We start from the raw sequence: 15,026 nt of genomic DNA, 5'->3' as shown, positions 1-15,026 counted from the left end.
AGCCGGGGCCCAGTGTAAGGCGCGGTCAGCGCCGATATGACTCTTACCGCGGCAGACGCCCCTCTACGCCTGGGCCCCGGCTTTCGCCGGGGTGACGGTGGATGAAGCGGGATGACGCAACGAACACTACCCCCACCCTCTGACATTAAGGACCGGACCGGCCCATGTCCCTGGCGGAACCCCAATCCCGATTTTTCCGGCCCGACCGGGCGCTGCTGATCCAGGCGGCGGTGGCGCTGGCGACGCTGGCCCTGGTGCTGGGGCCGTTGGTGCCCGTGCTGTGGCAGTCGCTGCTGGACCGCCCGCTGTATGAGGCTGACCCGCTGTTCAGCCTGGACAATTATGTCCGGCTGTTCGGCAATCCCCGCTTTCATGACGCATTGGGCAATTCGGTGCTGCTGGCGCTGCTGTCCACGCTGATCGCCACGGTTCTGGGCGTGGCCTTCGCGCTGTTCCTGGAACGCACCGACATGCCGGGGCGTGGCTGGCTGCGCAACCTCACCCTTTGGCCCATGTATGTGTCGCAACTGGTGTTGGCCTTTGCCTGGTTCATCCTTTACGGCCCGTCCGGCTATGTCACTCTGGCGGTGGAACGTATGGCCGGCGTGCCGCTATGGGACATGTATACGATCCTGGGCATGGGGCTGCTGGCCGGCACCTCGCAGGCGCCCGTCGTCTATCTGTTCTGCTCCTCATCCGCCCGGATGGCCGATGCCACGCTGGAGGATGCGGCCCGTTCCGTCGGTGCTGGCCCCCTGCGCGCGCTCTGGTCCGTGTCCCTGCCCCTGATGCGGCCATCCATCATCTATGCAGCCTTGCTGACCTTCATCGGCTCGCTGGAAATGCTGGCGGTTCCGCTGGTGTTCGGCAAACCGGTGGGTTTGGAGTTCTTCACGACCTTCCTCTATATGGAGGGACTAGGCGCTATCACCCCGGATTACGGGCTGATCGGGGCGGCGGCGACCCTGCTGCTGGTCGTGATTTCCATTCTGCTGGTGATCCAGGGCCTGCTGCTGCGCCAGTCGAAGCGTTTCGTCACGGTGCGCGGCAAGGCCCAGCGGCCCAAACTGGCGCCCATCGGTCGGGTCGGCTGGGTCGTCTGCGGATTGATGAGCCTCTACACCGCCCTTGTGCTGCTGCTGCCGCTGGCCGGCATCGTGCTGCGCTCGGTCACCAGTTTCCTCACCCCCCTGATGTCACCCTTCGACCTGCTGACGCTGGACCATTTCGAGATTCTGTTCGGGTACGAGGCCTATCGCCGCTCCATCCTGAATTCGGTGTTCATCGCGGCCTTTGGCGGGGCGCTGGCCACCCTGTTCGTGGCCATGGTGGCGCTGGTGGCCCACCGGTCGGAATTCCGGTTCCGCCGCGCCCTGGAATTCGTGGCGCTCTATCCCCGCGCCATGCCGGGCATCATTGCGGGTATCGGCATGTTCTGGGCCATGCTGCTGCTGCCCTTCGCCCATGTGTTGCAAGGCACGATCTGGCTGCTGATGCTGGCCTTTACCATGCGCGGCATTCCCATGGCCTTCGGTGCACTGTCGCCCACCCTGCACCAGATCGGTCGTGAACTGGACCAGGGGGCGCGGTCGGTGGGGGCCGATTGGTGGACCACGGTCCGCGTGATCATCCTGCCCCTGATGAAGCCGGCGCTGTTTTCGGCCTATGTGCTGCTGTTCCTGGCCTTCTTGAAAGAATACGCCGCCGCCGTGTTCCTGTTCGCCCCCGGTGCAGAGATTATCGGCACGACGATGCTGACCTTCTGGACCAATGGCAGCACAGGACCGGTCGCCGCCCTTTCCGTCATCCAGCTCGCCATCACGGCCCTGTTCGTGACGCTGGCGCGCCGCAGCTTGAGGACCAACAAAGATGTCTGAGGTTGTCGTCGATCGTCTGAACAAGCATTACGGCCCGGTGCAGGCCCTGCACGAGGTCAGCCTGCATGTTCCCGACGGGGAATTCCTGACCCTGCTGGGGCCATCGGGCTGCGGCAAGTCCACGACCCTGTTCGCCATCGCCGGGCTGGACAGCCCATCGGGCGGGCGCATCACGGTGGGTGGGCGGGATTTCTACAATGGGGCCAGCGGCCTGGAACTGCCGCCGGAAAAGCGCAATCTGGGCCTAGTGTTCCAATCCTACGCCCTGTGGCCGCACATGAATGTGCGCCAGAACCTGGCCTTCCCCCTGCGCCTGCGCAAGGTTGGAAAGAAGGAGCAGGATGCGCGGATCGAGGAGGCGCTGGCCCTGGTAGAGATGGGCGCCTATATCGACCGCTACCCGCACGAATTATCGGGCGGGCAGCAGCAGCGCGTGGCCCTGGCCCGCACCCTGGTCTTCCGCCCCTCCCTGCTGCTGCTGGACGAACCCTTGTCGAACCTGGATGCCAAGCTGCGCATCAAGGCACGATCCTGGCTGAAACAGTTGCAGCGCCAGCTGGGCCTGACCACACTGTACGTCACCCATGACCAGTCCGAAGCCCTGGCCCTGTCCGACCGGATCGTGGTGATGGAGAAGGGGCGTGTGTCACAACTGGGTAGCCCGGAAGAAATCTACCGCCGCCCCGCCAACGCCTTCGTGGCCGATTTCGTGGGCGCAAGCAATTTCTTGCCCGGTGATGTGGTGGATCGCAACGCCATCACCGGCACCTGCCGGGTGAAGCTGGCGGGTGGGGATGTGCTGACGGCCCTGTGGCCCGACAACTCCGCCCCGCCTGCCGGCTGCCTGCTGACGGTGCGTCCCGAACATGTCAAGCTGTCGGCAGAACCGCCCCTGCCGGGTCCGGATGTCAATATCCTGGCAGGGCGCATCCTTGAACGGGCGTATCTGGGGGCACGCCTGCTCTACACGCTGGATTGCGGCCATGGCATGGTTGTGATGGCGGAGACGGAGACGCGGGTGGAGGGCGATACGGCCTGGCTGTGCTTCGCCGTCGACGACACGCTGCTGGTCAGGGCCTGACGGATCGGGAGGGGCGGATATGTACCGGATCGACCTGGCGGGCACCCGCCACCGCTTCCCCGACCTAAAATCGCTGCTGGCGGCGGCCACGCCCCTGCGGTCGGGGGACGAACTGGCCGGCATCGCGGCGGAAAGTGCCGAGGCACGGGTGGCCGCCCGCCACATCCTGGCCGACCTGCCGCTGAAGACCTTCCTGACCGAAACCGTGGTGCCGTATGAGGAGGATGAGGTCACGCGCCTGATCATCGATAGCCATGATCAGGCCGCCTTCGCCCCCGTGGCGAGCCTGACCGTGGGGGAATTTCGCGACTGGCTGCTAGATGACCGGGTACGGGCGCGCGACCTGACGGCCCTGTCGCCCGGCCTGACGGCGGAGATGGTGGCTGCGGTATCAAAGCTGATGCGCAATCAGGATCTGATCGCCGTGGCGCGCAAATGCCGGGTGGTCCGGCGCTTCCGCAGTTCCATCGGACTGCGCGGGCGGCTGGCGGTCCGGTTACAGCCCAACCACCCGACCGACGATCCGGCGGGCATCGCCGCCTCCATACTGGACGGGTTGCTGCATGGCTGCGGGGATGCCGTCATCGGCATCAATCCCGCCACCGACAATGTGGAGGGCGCCATCGCCCTGCTGCGCCTGATCGATGATCTGCGCCTGCGCTACGCCATTCCCACGCAAAGCTGCGTGCTGACCCATGTCACCAACAGTTTGCAGGCCATCGAACGCGGCGCCCCCGTCGATCTGGTGTTCCAGTCGGTGGCGGGCACGCAGGGGGCCAATCGCGGCTTCGGCATCGACCTTGCCCTGCTGGCAGAGGCGCAGGAAGCCGCCCTGTCGCTGAAACGCGGCAGCATCGGCAATGACGTGATGTATTTCGAAACCGGCCAGGGCAGTGCCCTGTCCGCCGGCGCCCATCACGGCGTGGACCAGCAGACGCTGGAGGTTCGGGCGCAGGCGGTGGCGCGGGCCTTCCGCCCCCTGCTGGTCAACAGCGTCGTCGGCTTCATCGGACCTGAATATCTGTATGACGGGCGGCAGATCATCCGGGCGGGGCTGGAGGATCATTGCACGGGCAAGCTGCTGGGCCTGCCGATGGGGGTGGATGTCTGCTACACCAACCATGCAGAGGCCGACCAGAACGACATGGATAACCTGCTGACCCTGCTGGGCGTGGCCGGTGTCTCCTTCGTCATGGGCGTACCGGGTGCCGATGACATCATGCTGAACTATCAAAGCACATCCTTCCACGACGCGCTTTATGTACGCGACGTGCTGGGCGTGCGTCCGGCTCCTGAGTTTGAGGCCTGGCTGGAAAGCATGGGCATGCTGGACACGCGTGGCCGCGTGGCCCCGCGTGAGATCGCCACCCTGCCACTGGCCCGCGCCATCGCCGATCAGAGGTTCACGACGCCATGAGCCAGCCGCCAGCCGACGATCCGCTGGCCCGGCTGCGGGCCGCGACCCAGGCCCGTATCGGCCTGGGCCGGGCCGGCCACGCCATGCCCACCCGCGCCTGCCTGGATTTCGACCTGGGCCATGCCCGCGCCCGCGATGCCGTCTGGACGCCGCTGGACGTAGATGGCGTGACGGCACAGGCCAGCGACTGGCCGGTGATAGCGGTCCGCAGCCAGGCGCCCGACCGCGCCACCTATCTGCGCCGCCCCGACCTGGGCCGCGAACTGGCGGCGGCGGACGGGTTGCCTGCGGGGCCGTTCGACCTGTCCATCATTATCGGCGACGGGCTGTCGGCCCGCGCGGCCCAGGCCCATGGTGCCGCCCTGGCGCTGGATCTGCGTGACCGGTTGCCGGGCTGGTCCCTGGCCCCGCTGGTGTTGGCGCATCAGGCCCGCGTGGCGCTGGGCGATGCCATCGCCGCCAGCATGGGCGCCCGCTTCGCCCTGATGCTGATCGGGGAACGGCCCGGCCTGTCGGCAGCAGACAGCCTGGGCGCCTATCTGACGATCGATCCGCGCCCCGGACGAATGGACAGCGAACGCAATTGTGTTTCCAACATCCGCCCGCCGCACGGGCTTTCCATCGCTCAGGCCGGGGAAAAACTGGCCTGGCTGCTGACGGAGGGACGGCGGATCGGGGCCACCGGCATCGCGTTGAAGGATGCCGCACCAACCAGGGACAGACCCCATGTTCACCATCAATCCCATGCCGCCGATCCCGCCCGGCCCGCTTCTGGACAAGCTGTTGCAGGTGGAGACGGCGACGGTGGGCCATTTCCGCCATGACGGCTTCATCGATCCCGCCATACGTCTGGTCCTGCCCTGGGCGCGCATCGCGGGGCCGGCGGTGACGGTACGGATCGCGGGGCCTGACAGCACCCTGCTGCACCATGCCGTCAGCAGCGCGCGGCCCGGCGACGTGCTGGTCATCGACCGCTGCGGCGACACGCGCCATGCCTGCTGGGGCGGGGTGACGACGAATGCCGCGCGGCTGGCCGGTATCGCCGGGGTCATCATCGACGGCCCCGCCACCGATTTCGGGGAAATCGTGAAGGCGGGGCTGCCCGTATGGTGCCGGGGGCCATCGGCCCTGACCACGAAATTCCTGCCCCTGGACAGCGCCATGAATGTGCCCGTCAGCGTGGGCGGGGTGGCGATCAATCCCGGCGACCTGATCCTGGCCGATGACAGCGGGGCCATCGTTCTGCCCCCGGACGCGGCGGAGGCCGCCGCCGACCGCGCCATCGGCCTTCAGGAACGCGAACGTCTGGTGCTGGCCCGGCTGGCGGCGGGTGAGAGGCTGGCCGATATCTCGGGCGCTTCCGACCTTATTCGGCGCGCAGGTGCGGCGTGACCGTGCAGCGCTGGCACCGCTGGGCCGGGCTGTTCCTAGGGCTGTTCATTGCCGTGCAGGGGCTGGGCGGTGTGCTGCTGCTGTTCCGGCAGCCCCTTAATCACCTGCTGCACCCCGCCGCCTTTACACCATCGCCCCCCGCGCTGGACGCCAATGTCGATGCCATACGGGCCAGCGGCTGCACCATCAACCGCATCGACCTGCCCGACCTTGCCACCGATCCGCTGTTCTGCCACCTCACCTGCGCGGGAGAGGCCTTCATGGCGACGGCGGGCGGCGGGCGGGTGCTGCGTCTGGCGCCGCTGGGTGATTGGCCCATGGAATGGCTGTTTCAGTTCCATTACCGGCTGGCCGCCGGCACGACGGGACAGCAGGTGGTGGGCTGGATCGGCGTGGCGCTGTTGGCGCTGTGCCTGACGGGTTTCTGGCTGCTGGCGTGCACGGCCCGTCGGGACGGGTGGCAGGCGCTGTTCCGCCCCGGTTGGCCCGCTGCCCCCTTACGCCGCTGGCGCGACCTGCACCGCGCCGCCGGCCTGTATCTAGTGCCCGTCCTGGCGCTCCTGGCCCTGACCGGCATCGGCATGGCCTGGAACCCGACCGTGACGGCACCACTGCCCGTCACACCGCGCCCGTCGCCACAGGTCCCGGTGCGTCCGGACACGCCCTTGCTGCCGCTATCCAGCATCATCGACCGGGCGAAGGGGGCGACGCCCAGCAGCATCCGCCTGCCCGGCGGGCACGGGCGGGTGGTCATGGTCATGCTGGGCCGGGCCGACAGCCCGGATTATGAACAATTCTGGTTCGATGGCTATACCGGCATCCTGCTGGGTACCCGCCGCGCGGCGGAACGGGCAGCGGCGGACCGGTTCATGGACCTGTTCTATCCGCTGCATACGGGCAGCCTTCTGGGTCCCGCGGGCACAGCCCTGATGCTGCTGACCGGCCTGTCCCTGCCGGGTTTCCTGGCGACAGGCCTCTATCTCTGGTCACGGCGGCGGGGGCCGGCAACGCTGCCGATGCGGGTTGCGGCCCTGTCGCGCGACGGCACCGGCGTGCTGCACATCACCCTGCGCCACCGGTTCGGCCTGCCCCTGCCGCGTTTTGGCGCCGGGGACCATGTGGATGTGCATCTGCCGAACGGGCTGGTTCGGCAATATAGCCTGTGTGGACGGCCCGGACGGCACCGTTCCTGGCAGATCGCGGTGCGCCTGTCGGATGTGTCCGCCGGCGGCTCGGCCTGGATTCACGCCCATCTGGCCGTGGGGTCACACCTGCGCCTGGGCCTGCCGCGCGCCCATTTCCCGCTGGCATCCGGGAACGGTCCCGTCCTGCTGCTGGCCGGCGGCATCGGCATCACGCCGCTTCTCTCCATGGCCTGGAGGCTGTGGGAAACGGGGCGGCCCTTCATCCTGCTGGTCTGCGCCCGCGACCGCGCCGCCCGCCCCCTGGCCAGGGCCATTGCCACCACGCCCCTGGCCCCTTTCGTGCGCTGGCATGACAGCGCCACGGATGGACGCATCGATCTTCGCGCCCTGATAACGGCACAGGCACCCTGCACGCATCTTTACACCTGCGGTCCCGATGCATTCATGCAGGCGGCACTGGATACGGCCCGCAGCTTGGGCTGGTCAACCGACCGGCTACATTGGGAAGCCTTCGCCCCCGCCACACCCAGCGGCCCTGCCTTTACGGCCATTATGGATGGGAAGACCATCGCGGTTGGGGCCGGTGAAAGCCTGCTGGATCGGCTGCTGGCCGACGGTATCGCCATCCCCCGTTCCTGCCGCCGGGGCATTTGCGGGCAATGCGTGGTGACTGTGCGATCTGGCGCGGTGGATCACCGCGACAGCATCCTGACCCCAGACGACCACGCCGCCGGCCGCATGACCACCTGCTGTTCCCGCGCCGCCGACGAGGGTGGAACCCTGCACCTGTCCCTGACGCCATAACGCCGCCCGACAGCGAAGCCTGTTGACACACGACAGATAGTAGCCAATTTTGGCTATATAGATTTCCGCCATGATGGAGCCTGCGATGCCCCCCCTGCCCGTCGCCTGTGTGCAAAGCACGGCGACATCTGACCCACAGCATAATCTGGCCGCCATCACGCCGCTGATCCGTCAGGCGGCGGCGGGTGGGGCGACGCTGATCTGTCTGGCCGAAGCGTTCGATTATCTGAACCCCTCCTTCGTGGCCCTTCGCGACTATGCGCTGCCGGAGGCGGAGCATCCGGCCCTGATCCTGCTGTCGCATCTGGCGCGGGAACTGTCGGTCTGGCTGTTGGCGGGGTCGGTGTCGGTGAAGCTGGCGGATGGGCGCATGGCCAACCGGTCGGCCCTGATCGGCCCGGATGGTGCGATCACCGCCCGCTATGACAAGATCCACCTGTTCGATGTGGACCTGCCCGACGGGTCACGCTTCCGCGAAAGCGACTTCTACCGCCCTGGCGACCGGGCCGTGGTGGCGGATGGGCCGGATGGCGCCCGGATCGGCATGGCCATCTGCTATGATGTGCGGTTCCCGCATCTGCACCGGACGCTTGCCCAGACGGGCGCCCAGATCATCACCGTGCCCGCCGCCTTCAGTTCCATGACAGGCCCCTTGCATTGGGAGGTGCTGCTGCGCGCACGTGCCATCGAAACCGGCTGTTTCGTGCTGGCCCCGGCGCAATGCGGCGACAATTACCCCGGTCGCCGCTCGCACGGGCAAAGCCTGATCATCGACCCCTGGGGCCGGGTTCTGGGCCGGCTGGGGGACGAGCCGGGGGTGCTGTTGGCCAGCCTGGACCTGGATCAGGTCGTTGCCTTCCGTGCCGCCATCCCTTCCCCCGTCACCAACAATCCGTTCCGGATCGGAGCCTGAAACCCATGCAGACCATCACACGCCGCATCACCCTGCGCGAAGGCCACGAGGTCGTGGCTTACATTCATGGTGAGGGTGAGCGGACCCTGTTCCTGGCCAATGGCGGCCCTGGCCTGCCCAACCGCTACTTGCGTGAACCGCATCTGCGGCTGGCGGAGAAGGGCTATCGCATTGTGGGCTGGGATCAGTTGGGCTGCGGCGCCAGCGACCGGCCCACTGATCCCGGCCTCTGGACCCTGGAACGCTATGTGGATGAAGCCGAACAGGTCCGCCGCGCGCTTGACCTGGGGCCGGTGGATTTCCTGGGCCATTCCTGGGGCACCTGGCTTGGCACCGAATACTGCCTGACATGTCCCGAGGCCGTGCGATCCTACATCATCGCCGACGGCGCCTGCGACATCCCGCATCTGGTGGGCGAACTGAACCGCCTGCGTCTGGCCCTGGGGTCGGAGACGGTGACCATGATGGTGGCGCATGAAGCCGCCGGGACCCTGGACCATCCGGAATATCAGGCAGCCGTCACCTTGCTGAACCACCGCCATGTCTGCCGTCTGCGCATCTGGCCGGAACCGCTGACGGCATCGCTGGCCGACTGGAACATGGGCCCCTATGTCACCATGCAGGGGCCCAATGAATTCACCTATACCGGCAATATGAAGGATTGGAACCGCGTGCCCGCCATGGGCGCCATCAAGGTCCCCTGCCTTGTCCTGGCCGGCAAGCACGATGAACTTACGCCCGCCTGTTCGCTGCGCATGCATATGGCCCTGCCGGACAGTCGCATCCGCATCTTCGAGAACAGTTCCCATATGCCCTTTTACGAGGAACCGGACGCCTATTTCGCGGAACTGGAAGGTTTTCTGGCATCGGTTGAGACGTGAGGACGCGGGACAACCGGCTCTTGGCGATTGGTTTGGCGGTCTGCTAATATGTTGAGCAGAAATCAGATAACAAATTGGCTACCGCAACCATGGCAACGACCAAGGAAACCTCCAGGGACAAAGAAGCCGAGGCCGCCAGCCTTGTCAGCCGGCTGGAAGCGGACCTGCTGGGTGGGGTGTTCCGACCGGGAGAATGGCTGAAACAAACCGATATCGAAACAAATTACGACGCACATCGTTTCGATGTCAGAATGGCCCTTCTGGACCTTAAGACACGCCAGCTTCTGGAACATGTCCCCAATCGCGGTTACCGCGTGGCCAGCCTGTCGCAGCAGGACCGCGAGGAGTTGATTGAGGCGCGCACAGTGCTGGAGGTGGCGGCGGCCCGGCGCGTGGTGGAGCGGGCGACTGATGATGATGTGGCCGAACTGGACCAGATCGTCGCGGAATTCGACGCCAATATGGAAGATGCCGACCTGCCGCTGCTGCGCGCCCTCAATGCGAAGTTCCACGACCGGCTTTACGCCATCTGTGGAAACCGCGTGATGATGGAAGAGATCAAGGCCCTGCGCCATCGCGGCCTTCCGGGTGTTCGCGGCTGGCGTGCCAATTCCGCCATCCAACGCTCCAACCGTGACCATGGCGACATGGTGGCCATGATCCGCGCCCGCGATGCCGACGGCCTAGTCCATGCGATCGAACGTCACCTCAATCGCTGGCGGGAGGAGTGATACCGGGGGGGCCGCACCTTTATGAATGCGTCAGGATCACATCCAGAAAATATTCGCCATAACGCTCCAGCTTGCGCGAACCCACGCCTTGCAGAGTGCCCAGCTCGTCAAGGTCGGTCGGCTTCTCCCGCACCATCTCCATCAACGTCGCGTCGTGGAAGATGACATAGGGCGGAACCCCCTGTTCGCGCGCCAGTTCCAGGCGCAGCGCCTTCAGCGCGTGCCACAGCGTATCGTCGGCGGGTGACAGGTCGGCGGTGGATGTCTTCGGCTTGGAAGAACCGCCGCTGCCCGACCAGGAGGCCTTGCCCTTCCCCTTGGCCTCCGCCGCCGGGTCCCGGCGCAGACGCACGACTTCCTGGCTTTTCAGGACGGCAGTCGCCGTCTCCGTCAGGATCAGGCCGCCATGCCCCTCCGGATCAGCACAAAGCAGGCCGTTGGCCACCAGCTGCCGGAACACGCTATGCCATTCCTGCTTGCCCAGTTCGGTGCCGCAGCCAAAGGTCTTCAGCTTGTCATGGCTTTTTTCAACCACCTTGTCGGTGGCAACCCCGCGCAGCACATCGACAAGATGGCCCACCCCGAACCGCTGCCCCGTGCGGTACACCGCTGACAGCGCCTTCTGCGCCACCACCGTCCCGTCATAGGTCTCGACGGGCTGGAAACAGGTGTCGCACTTGCCGCAGGGCTTGGGATATTCCTCATCGAAATAGGTCAGAAGCGTCTGCCGCCGGCAGCGCGCCGTCTCGCAGAAGCCCAGCAGTGCCTCAAGCTTCTGCCGTTCGGTGCGTTTGAAGGCCGGCGGACTGTCGGACCCCTCCACCATCATGCGCATCTGTACGACATCGGCAAAGCCGTAGAGCATCAGTGCTTCCGCCGGCAGCCCGTCGCGGCCCGCACGGCCCGTTTCCTGGTAATAGGCTTCAAGGGACCGGGGCGGGTCCATATGCACCACGAACCGCACATTCGGCTTGTCGATGCCCATGCCAAAGGCGACGGTGGCGACCATCACCACGCCTTCGCCCTTGATGAAACGGTCCTGATTGGCCTGCCGCGTGGCGGGGTCCAGCCCGGCATGATAAGGCAGCGCATCGACCCCCTGGTCGGCCAGATATTGCGCGATGGCGTCCACCTTGCCCCGCGACAGGCAATAGATGATGCCCGCGTCCTCTGGCCGGCGGCGCAGGAAATCCAGCAGCTGCCGGCGCTCCTGATCCTTGGGCAGAATGCGATAGGTGATGTTGGGCCGGTCAAAACTGGCCAGGAACAGCCGGGCATCGGTCAGGCCCAGGCGCGCCGCGATGTCGGTGCGCGTCTGCGCGTCCGCCGTCGCCGTCAGCGCCACGCGCGGCACATCGGGGAATTTTTCGTGCAGGATGGAGAGCTGCAGGTATTCCGGGCGGAAATCATGGCCCCACTGGCTGACGCAATGCGCCTCGTCCAGGGCGAACAGCGCGATGCGCGACCGTTCCAGCAGTTCCAGGAAGCGCGGCGTCACCAGCCGTTCGGGAGCGACATAGAGCAGGTCCAGATCGCCCCGCTCACACGCCCGCTCCACCTCCTGCGCCTCCCGCCAGTCCAGCGTAGAGTTCAGGTAGGCGGCGCGCACGCCCAACTGGCGCAGCGCATCCACCTGATCGCGCATCAGGGCGATCAGGGGCGAAACGACAATCCCGACACCGGGCCGCACCAGGGCCGGGATTTGATAGCAAAGCGACTTGCCACCGCCCGTCGGCATCAGGACAAGGGCGTCACCCCCGGCCACGACATGCTCGACAATGTCGGCCTGCATGCCGCGAAAGGCCGGATAGCCCCAGACCTTGCGCAACGCATCCTGGGCCGCCTCCAGCGGCGACAGGGCGAAAGTCTCGGCAAGGGCGTCGGGCATGGCGCTACGGCTTGTGGGTTACATCTGTGTGGGGACACCAGATAAGGTGGCCGCAGACAGGTTTACGGCACCCGCCGCATGCGGTCCAGGGCTTTGACGATCTCAGTGGTGGCCGTGGCCGCCATGATGACCATGACCGTGCCCACCATCGCCTTCCGGGGCCTTGATGGCGCTGATGCAGATCACGGCCAGAACGCTGGCGGCGAAGAACAGGCCGATACCGACGAAGCTCATATCAAATCCTCCAAAACGAATTCCGGCGGCACACTAGCGGCGCGATGCGACGGACGCAACCGGGCCATCATGCCAACAACCATTCCCGCATCAACCCCGTCACCCGCTCCGGCTGCTCCAGCGGGGCAAGGTGCCCGCAGCGGGGGATCACATGCAGGCTGGCACCCCGCACCGCCGCCGCAATCTCCTGCGACCGGTCGGGCGGCGTCTGCGCATCATCGGCGCCGACAATGACCAGGGTGGGGACCGTGATGGCGGCAAGGCCGGGCCGGCTATCGGGCCGCGACAGGATGGCCGCCTGCTGCCGGCAGAAGGCATCGCGGCCCACCCGCTCCGTCATGGCCAGGACGACACCACCGATTTCCGGCACCGCCACATGGTCGGGATGCACCTGCGTAGACAGAAGGCGCGGCGACATGCCTCGGAACTTGCCGATCCGGGCCAGTTTCAGCATGGCCTCCCGCCGCTGCCGCTGTTCCACCGTGTCGGGCCGGGCGGATGTGTCGACCAGGCACAGACGGGTCACCCGTTCTGGCGCGCGTCGCAATATCTCGAACGCGACATAGCCGCCCATGGACAGCCCGGCCAACGCAAACCGCTCCGGCGCCCGCGCCAGAATCGCCTCGGCCAGCGCCGCCATCGAGTCTGCCTGTGTCAGGTCGGGAACGGTGCAATCGGCGATGTCGGACAGGTTGTTTATCTGGTGCGCCCACAAGGCTTCGTCGCACAACAGGCCCGGCAACAGATAGAGGGGCTGCCTTGCGTGCGGCGTGGGGGGTGTCATCGCCCGAAATCCTTGCTCTCAAAGGCCGAAATTGATATCGAAGGCGCGACCGTATTCCATTGTGTTCCGGCAATTCAAATGCTGGGGACGCAGGGTTGCCAGCGGTCGATCCATTATCGCCGCCGACGTCACGGTGTTTTTGTTCGACGTCGCCTCCAGAATGATGAAGGCCTAATGCTGTTCTCGGAACTTGGACTCGGGTCCGAAGTCCTTCGCGCTGTTGAAGAAGTCGGCTATACCACGCCGACGCCGATCCAGGAAAAAGCCATCCCGTGGGTCCTGCAGGGCCGGGATGTGCTGGGCTGCGCCCAGACGGGTACGGGGAAGACCGCTTCCTTTACCTTGCCCATGATCGAAATTCTGGGCCGTGGCCGCGCCAAGGCGCGCATGCCCCGCTCCCTGATCCTGGAGCCGACGCGCGAACTGGCCGCCCAGGTGGCGGAAAATTTCGAGCTGTATGGCAAGTACCACAAGCTGAACATGGCGCTGCTGATCGGCGGCGAAAGCTTTGGCGACCAGATCAAGAAGCTGGAACGTGGCGTTGACGTGCTGATCGCCACGCCGGGCCGCATGATGGACCTGTTCGACCGTGGCAATATCCTGCTGACCGACATCAAGGTCCTGGTGATCGACGAGGCGGATCGCATGCTCGACATGGGGTTCATCCCCGATATCGAGCGTATCGTCAGCCTGCTGCCGCGCAAGCGTCAGACCCTGTTCTTCAGTGCCACCATGCCGCCGGAGATCAAGCGTCTGGCCGACAAGTTCCTGACAACGCCCGAAGAGGTGACGGTCAGCGCGCCCGCCAGCACAGCCACCACGGTTGCCCAGCATCTGCTGGTCGTGGATGAACAGGACAAGCGCGAGGCGCTGCGCCGCCTGATCGCCACCGACGATGTGAAGAACGCCTTCATCTTCTGCAATCGCAAGAAGGACATCGCCGTCGTCCATGGTTCGCTGGTCAAGCACGGCTTCAATGCCGGCGCCCTGCATGGCGACATGGTGCAGTCCAAGCGCACCGAGACGCTGGAAGCCTTCAAGGCCGGTAGCATAGATCTGTTGGTCTGTTCCGACGTGGCGGCGCGCGGCATCGACATTTCCAATGTCAGCCACGTGTTCAATTTCGACACGCCGCACCATTCCGAAGATTACGTCCACCGCATCGGTCGCACGGGCCGTGCGGGCAAGACGGGCCGCGCCTTCACCATCGCCACGCCGGAAGATGGCAAGCTGGTGCAGGCCATTGAAAAGCTGATCGGCAAGGAAATCCCCCGCTTCAACGTTGAGGGGATCGAGACCGCCGAACTGTCCTTCGATGCCGATCCGCGCCGCCGTGGCCGGGGTGCCCCGAAGAAGGAAGATGGCCGCCGGGGTGGCCGGGAGCGCGGCGAACGGGCACCCAAGGCCGAACGCCCGGTGCATGTCCATGTGCAGCCCGAAGTGGTAGAGGCCGCGATTGAGGCGAACCAACCGAAGCGGGAGCGTCCCGACAACCGGGGTGAGCGTCACGAGAGCCGTGGCGAGCCGCGCGGTGAGCGCAATCGCGACCGGTACGAGAATCGTGGTGAAGGCCGTGGCGAAGCACGCGGTGAAAATCGCGGTGAGGGCCGCAGTGACAACCGGGGCGAGCCCCGTGCTGAAAATCGTGGCGAAGTCCGCAATGAGGGCCGGGGTGAGTTCCGCCGCGATGAGCATCGCCGCGACGAATTCCGTCGTGACCGCGATGACCGCCGCGACCGTCGTCCCCGCCGGGACGAGGATGATGACCGTGGCCCGCCCGTCGTCGGCTTTGGCGATGACGTGCCCGCCTTCATTCTGCGCGCCGCCCGTCCGCCCAAGGCACCCGCCGTCGACGTGGCGGAAACGTCGGAAGACTGAG

General features: G+C 66.0%; 13 protein-coding genes. 10 read left to right on the top strand and 3 right to left on the bottom strand.

Features of this window, described 5'->3' with window-relative positions:
* The first annotated feature begins 164 nt into the window (after window positions 1-164).
* The 9 genes from ACT6Q8_RS10040 to ACT6Q8_RS10000 all read left to right on the top strand — a co-directional run bounded on the left by ACT6Q8_RS10040 (window position 165) and on the right by ACT6Q8_RS10000 (window position 10,241).
* The gene (locus ACT6Q8_RS10040; RefSeq protein WP_444732326.1) at window positions 165-1,877 is read left to right on the top strand and encodes an ABC transporter permease; all 1,713 of its coding nucleotides are present in this window, start codon (window positions 165-167) and stop codon (window positions 1,875-1,877) included.
* Window positions 1,870-2,958 (top strand): ABC transporter ATP-binding protein, encoded by a 1,089-nt coding sequence (locus ACT6Q8_RS10035; protein ID WP_444732327.1) that lies wholly within the window; start codon window positions 1,870-1,872, stop codon window positions 2,956-2,958. Before ACT6Q8_RS10040 ends, ACT6Q8_RS10035 begins: the two co-directional genes overlap by 8 nt.
* A gap of 19 nt (window positions 2,959-2,977) precedes the next feature.
* Complete coding sequence (locus ACT6Q8_RS10030; protein WP_444732328.1) at window positions 2,978-4,375, top strand: ethanolamine ammonia-lyase subunit EutB; 1,398 nt, start codon at window positions 2,978-2,980, stop codon at window positions 4,373-4,375.
* Window positions 4,372-5,199 carry an ethanolamine ammonia-lyase subunit EutC gene (eutC, locus tag ACT6Q8_RS10025; protein WP_444732329.1) on the top strand — a complete coding sequence of 276 codons (828 nt, stop codon included), beginning with the start codon at window positions 4,372-4,374 and terminating at the stop codon, window positions 5,197-5,199. The genes ACT6Q8_RS10030 and eutC overlap by 4 nt, the downstream gene beginning before the upstream one ends.
* Window positions 5,102-5,767 carry an RraA family protein gene (locus ACT6Q8_RS10020; RefSeq protein ID WP_444732330.1) on the top strand — a complete coding sequence of 222 codons (666 nt, stop codon included), beginning with the start codon at window positions 5,102-5,104 and terminating at the stop codon, window positions 5,765-5,767. The genes eutC and ACT6Q8_RS10020 overlap by 98 nt, the downstream gene beginning before the upstream one ends.
* Window positions 5,764-7,716: a PepSY domain-containing protein gene (locus ACT6Q8_RS10015; RefSeq protein WP_444732331.1), complete on the top strand. Its 1,953-nt coding sequence runs from the start codon at window positions 5,764-5,766 to the stop codon at window positions 7,714-7,716. The genes ACT6Q8_RS10020 and ACT6Q8_RS10015 overlap by 4 nt, the downstream gene beginning before the upstream one ends.
* Before the next feature lie 85 nt (window positions 7,717-7,801).
* Entirely contained in the window at window positions 7,802-8,629 is an 828-nt protein-coding gene (locus ACT6Q8_RS10010) for a carbon-nitrogen hydrolase family protein (RefSeq protein ID WP_054166334.1), read from the top strand.
* 5 nt (window positions 8,630-8,634) lie between these two features.
* Window positions 8,635-9,510 carry a proline iminopeptidase-family hydrolase gene (locus ACT6Q8_RS10005; RefSeq protein ID WP_444732332.1) on the top strand — a complete coding sequence of 292 codons (876 nt, stop codon included), beginning with the start codon at window positions 8,635-8,637 and terminating at the stop codon, window positions 9,508-9,510.
* Window positions 9,511-9,599: 89 nt separating this feature from the next.
* Window positions 9,600-10,241, top strand: coding sequence for a GntR family transcriptional regulator (locus tag ACT6Q8_RS10000; protein WP_054166332.1), 642 nt, complete (start codon window positions 9,600-9,602; stop codon window positions 10,239-10,241).
* Window positions 10,242-10,260: 19 nt separating this feature from the next.
* On the opposite strand, the gene recQ is transcribed toward ACT6Q8_RS10000, so the two are convergent.
* The 3 genes from recQ to ACT6Q8_RS09985 all read right to left on the bottom strand — a co-directional run bounded on the left by recQ (window position 10,261) and on the right by ACT6Q8_RS09985 (window position 13,147).
* Complete coding sequence (gene recQ / locus ACT6Q8_RS09995; protein WP_054166331.1) at window positions 10,261-12,129, bottom strand: DNA helicase RecQ; 1,869 nt, start codon at window positions 12,127-12,129, stop codon at window positions 10,261-10,263.
* Between the two features lie 102 nt (window positions 12,130-12,231).
* Window positions 12,232-12,363, bottom strand: coding sequence for a hypothetical protein (locus ACT6Q8_RS09990; protein ID WP_281262375.1), 132 nt, complete (start codon window positions 12,361-12,363; stop codon window positions 12,232-12,234).
* A 67-nt stretch (window positions 12,364-12,430) separates the two neighbouring features.
* On the bottom strand, window positions 12,431-13,147 hold the full coding sequence (locus tag ACT6Q8_RS09985) for an alpha/beta fold hydrolase (RefSeq protein ID WP_444732333.1): 717 nt from the start codon (window positions 13,145-13,147) through the stop codon (window positions 12,431-12,433).
* 174 nt (window positions 13,148-13,321) lie between these two features.
* Here ACT6Q8_RS09985 and ACT6Q8_RS09980 point away from each other — a divergent pair, with 174 nt between their 5' ends.
* A complete protein-coding gene (locus ACT6Q8_RS09980) occupies window positions 13,322-15,025 on the top strand; it encodes a DEAD/DEAH box helicase (RefSeq protein ID WP_444732334.1) in 1,704 nt (567 codons plus the stop codon).
* Window position 15,026: the final 1 nt, after the last annotated feature.

Source organism: Niveispirillum sp., assembly GCF_052437035.1.
Taxonomy (GTDB): Bacteria; Pseudomonadota; Alphaproteobacteria; order Azospirillales; family Azospirillaceae; genus Niveispirillum.
The sequence above is the reverse complement of the archived record's forward strand: the minus strand, read 5'-3'. Positions and strand labels throughout refer to the sequence as shown.

Excerpts from the sequence above, each read along its gene's own strand:
- ACT6Q8_RS10040 (WP_444732326.1), top strand. The coding sequence starts at position 165 with ATGTCCCTGGCGGAACCCCAATCCCGATTTTTCCGGCCCGACCGGGCG.
- ACT6Q8_RS10035 (WP_444732327.1), top strand. The coding sequence starts at position 1,870 with ATGTCTGAGGTTGTCGTCGATCGTCTGAACAAGCATTACGGCCCGGTG.
- ACT6Q8_RS10030 (WP_444732328.1), top strand. The coding sequence starts at position 2,978 with ATGTACCGGATCGACCTGGCGGGCACCCGCCACCGCTTCCCCGACCTA.
- eutC (WP_444732329.1), top strand. The coding sequence starts at position 4,372 with ATGAGCCAGCCGCCAGCCGACGATCCGCTGGCCCGGCTGCGGGCCGCG.
- ACT6Q8_RS10020 (WP_444732330.1), top strand. The coding sequence starts at position 5,102 with ATGTTCACCATCAATCCCATGCCGCCGATCCCGCCCGGCCCGCTTCTG.
- ACT6Q8_RS10010 (WP_054166334.1), top strand. The coding sequence starts at position 7,802 with ATGCCCCCCCTGCCCGTCGCCTGTGTGCAAAGCACGGCGACATCTGAC.
- ACT6Q8_RS10005 (WP_444732332.1), top strand. The coding sequence starts at position 8,635 with ATGCAGACCATCACACGCCGCATCACCCTGCGCGAAGGCCACGAGGTC.
- ACT6Q8_RS10000 (WP_054166332.1), top strand. The coding sequence starts at position 9,600 with ATGGCAACGACCAAGGAAACCTCCAGGGACAAAGAAGCCGAGGCCGCC.
- recQ (WP_054166331.1), bottom strand. The coding sequence starts at position 12,129 with ATGCCCGACGCCCTTGCCGAGACTTTCGCCCTGTCGCCGCTGGAGGCG.
- ACT6Q8_RS09990 (WP_281262375.1), bottom strand. The coding sequence starts at position 12,363 with ATGAGCTTCGTCGGTATCGGCCTGTTCTTCGCCGCCAGCGTTCTGGCC.
- ACT6Q8_RS09985 (WP_444732333.1), bottom strand. The coding sequence starts at position 13,147 with ATGACACCCCCCACGCCGCACGCAAGGCAGCCCCTCTATCTGTTGCCG.
- ACT6Q8_RS09980 (WP_444732334.1), top strand. The coding sequence starts at position 13,322 with ATGCTGTTCTCGGAACTTGGACTCGGGTCCGAAGTCCTTCGCGCTGTT.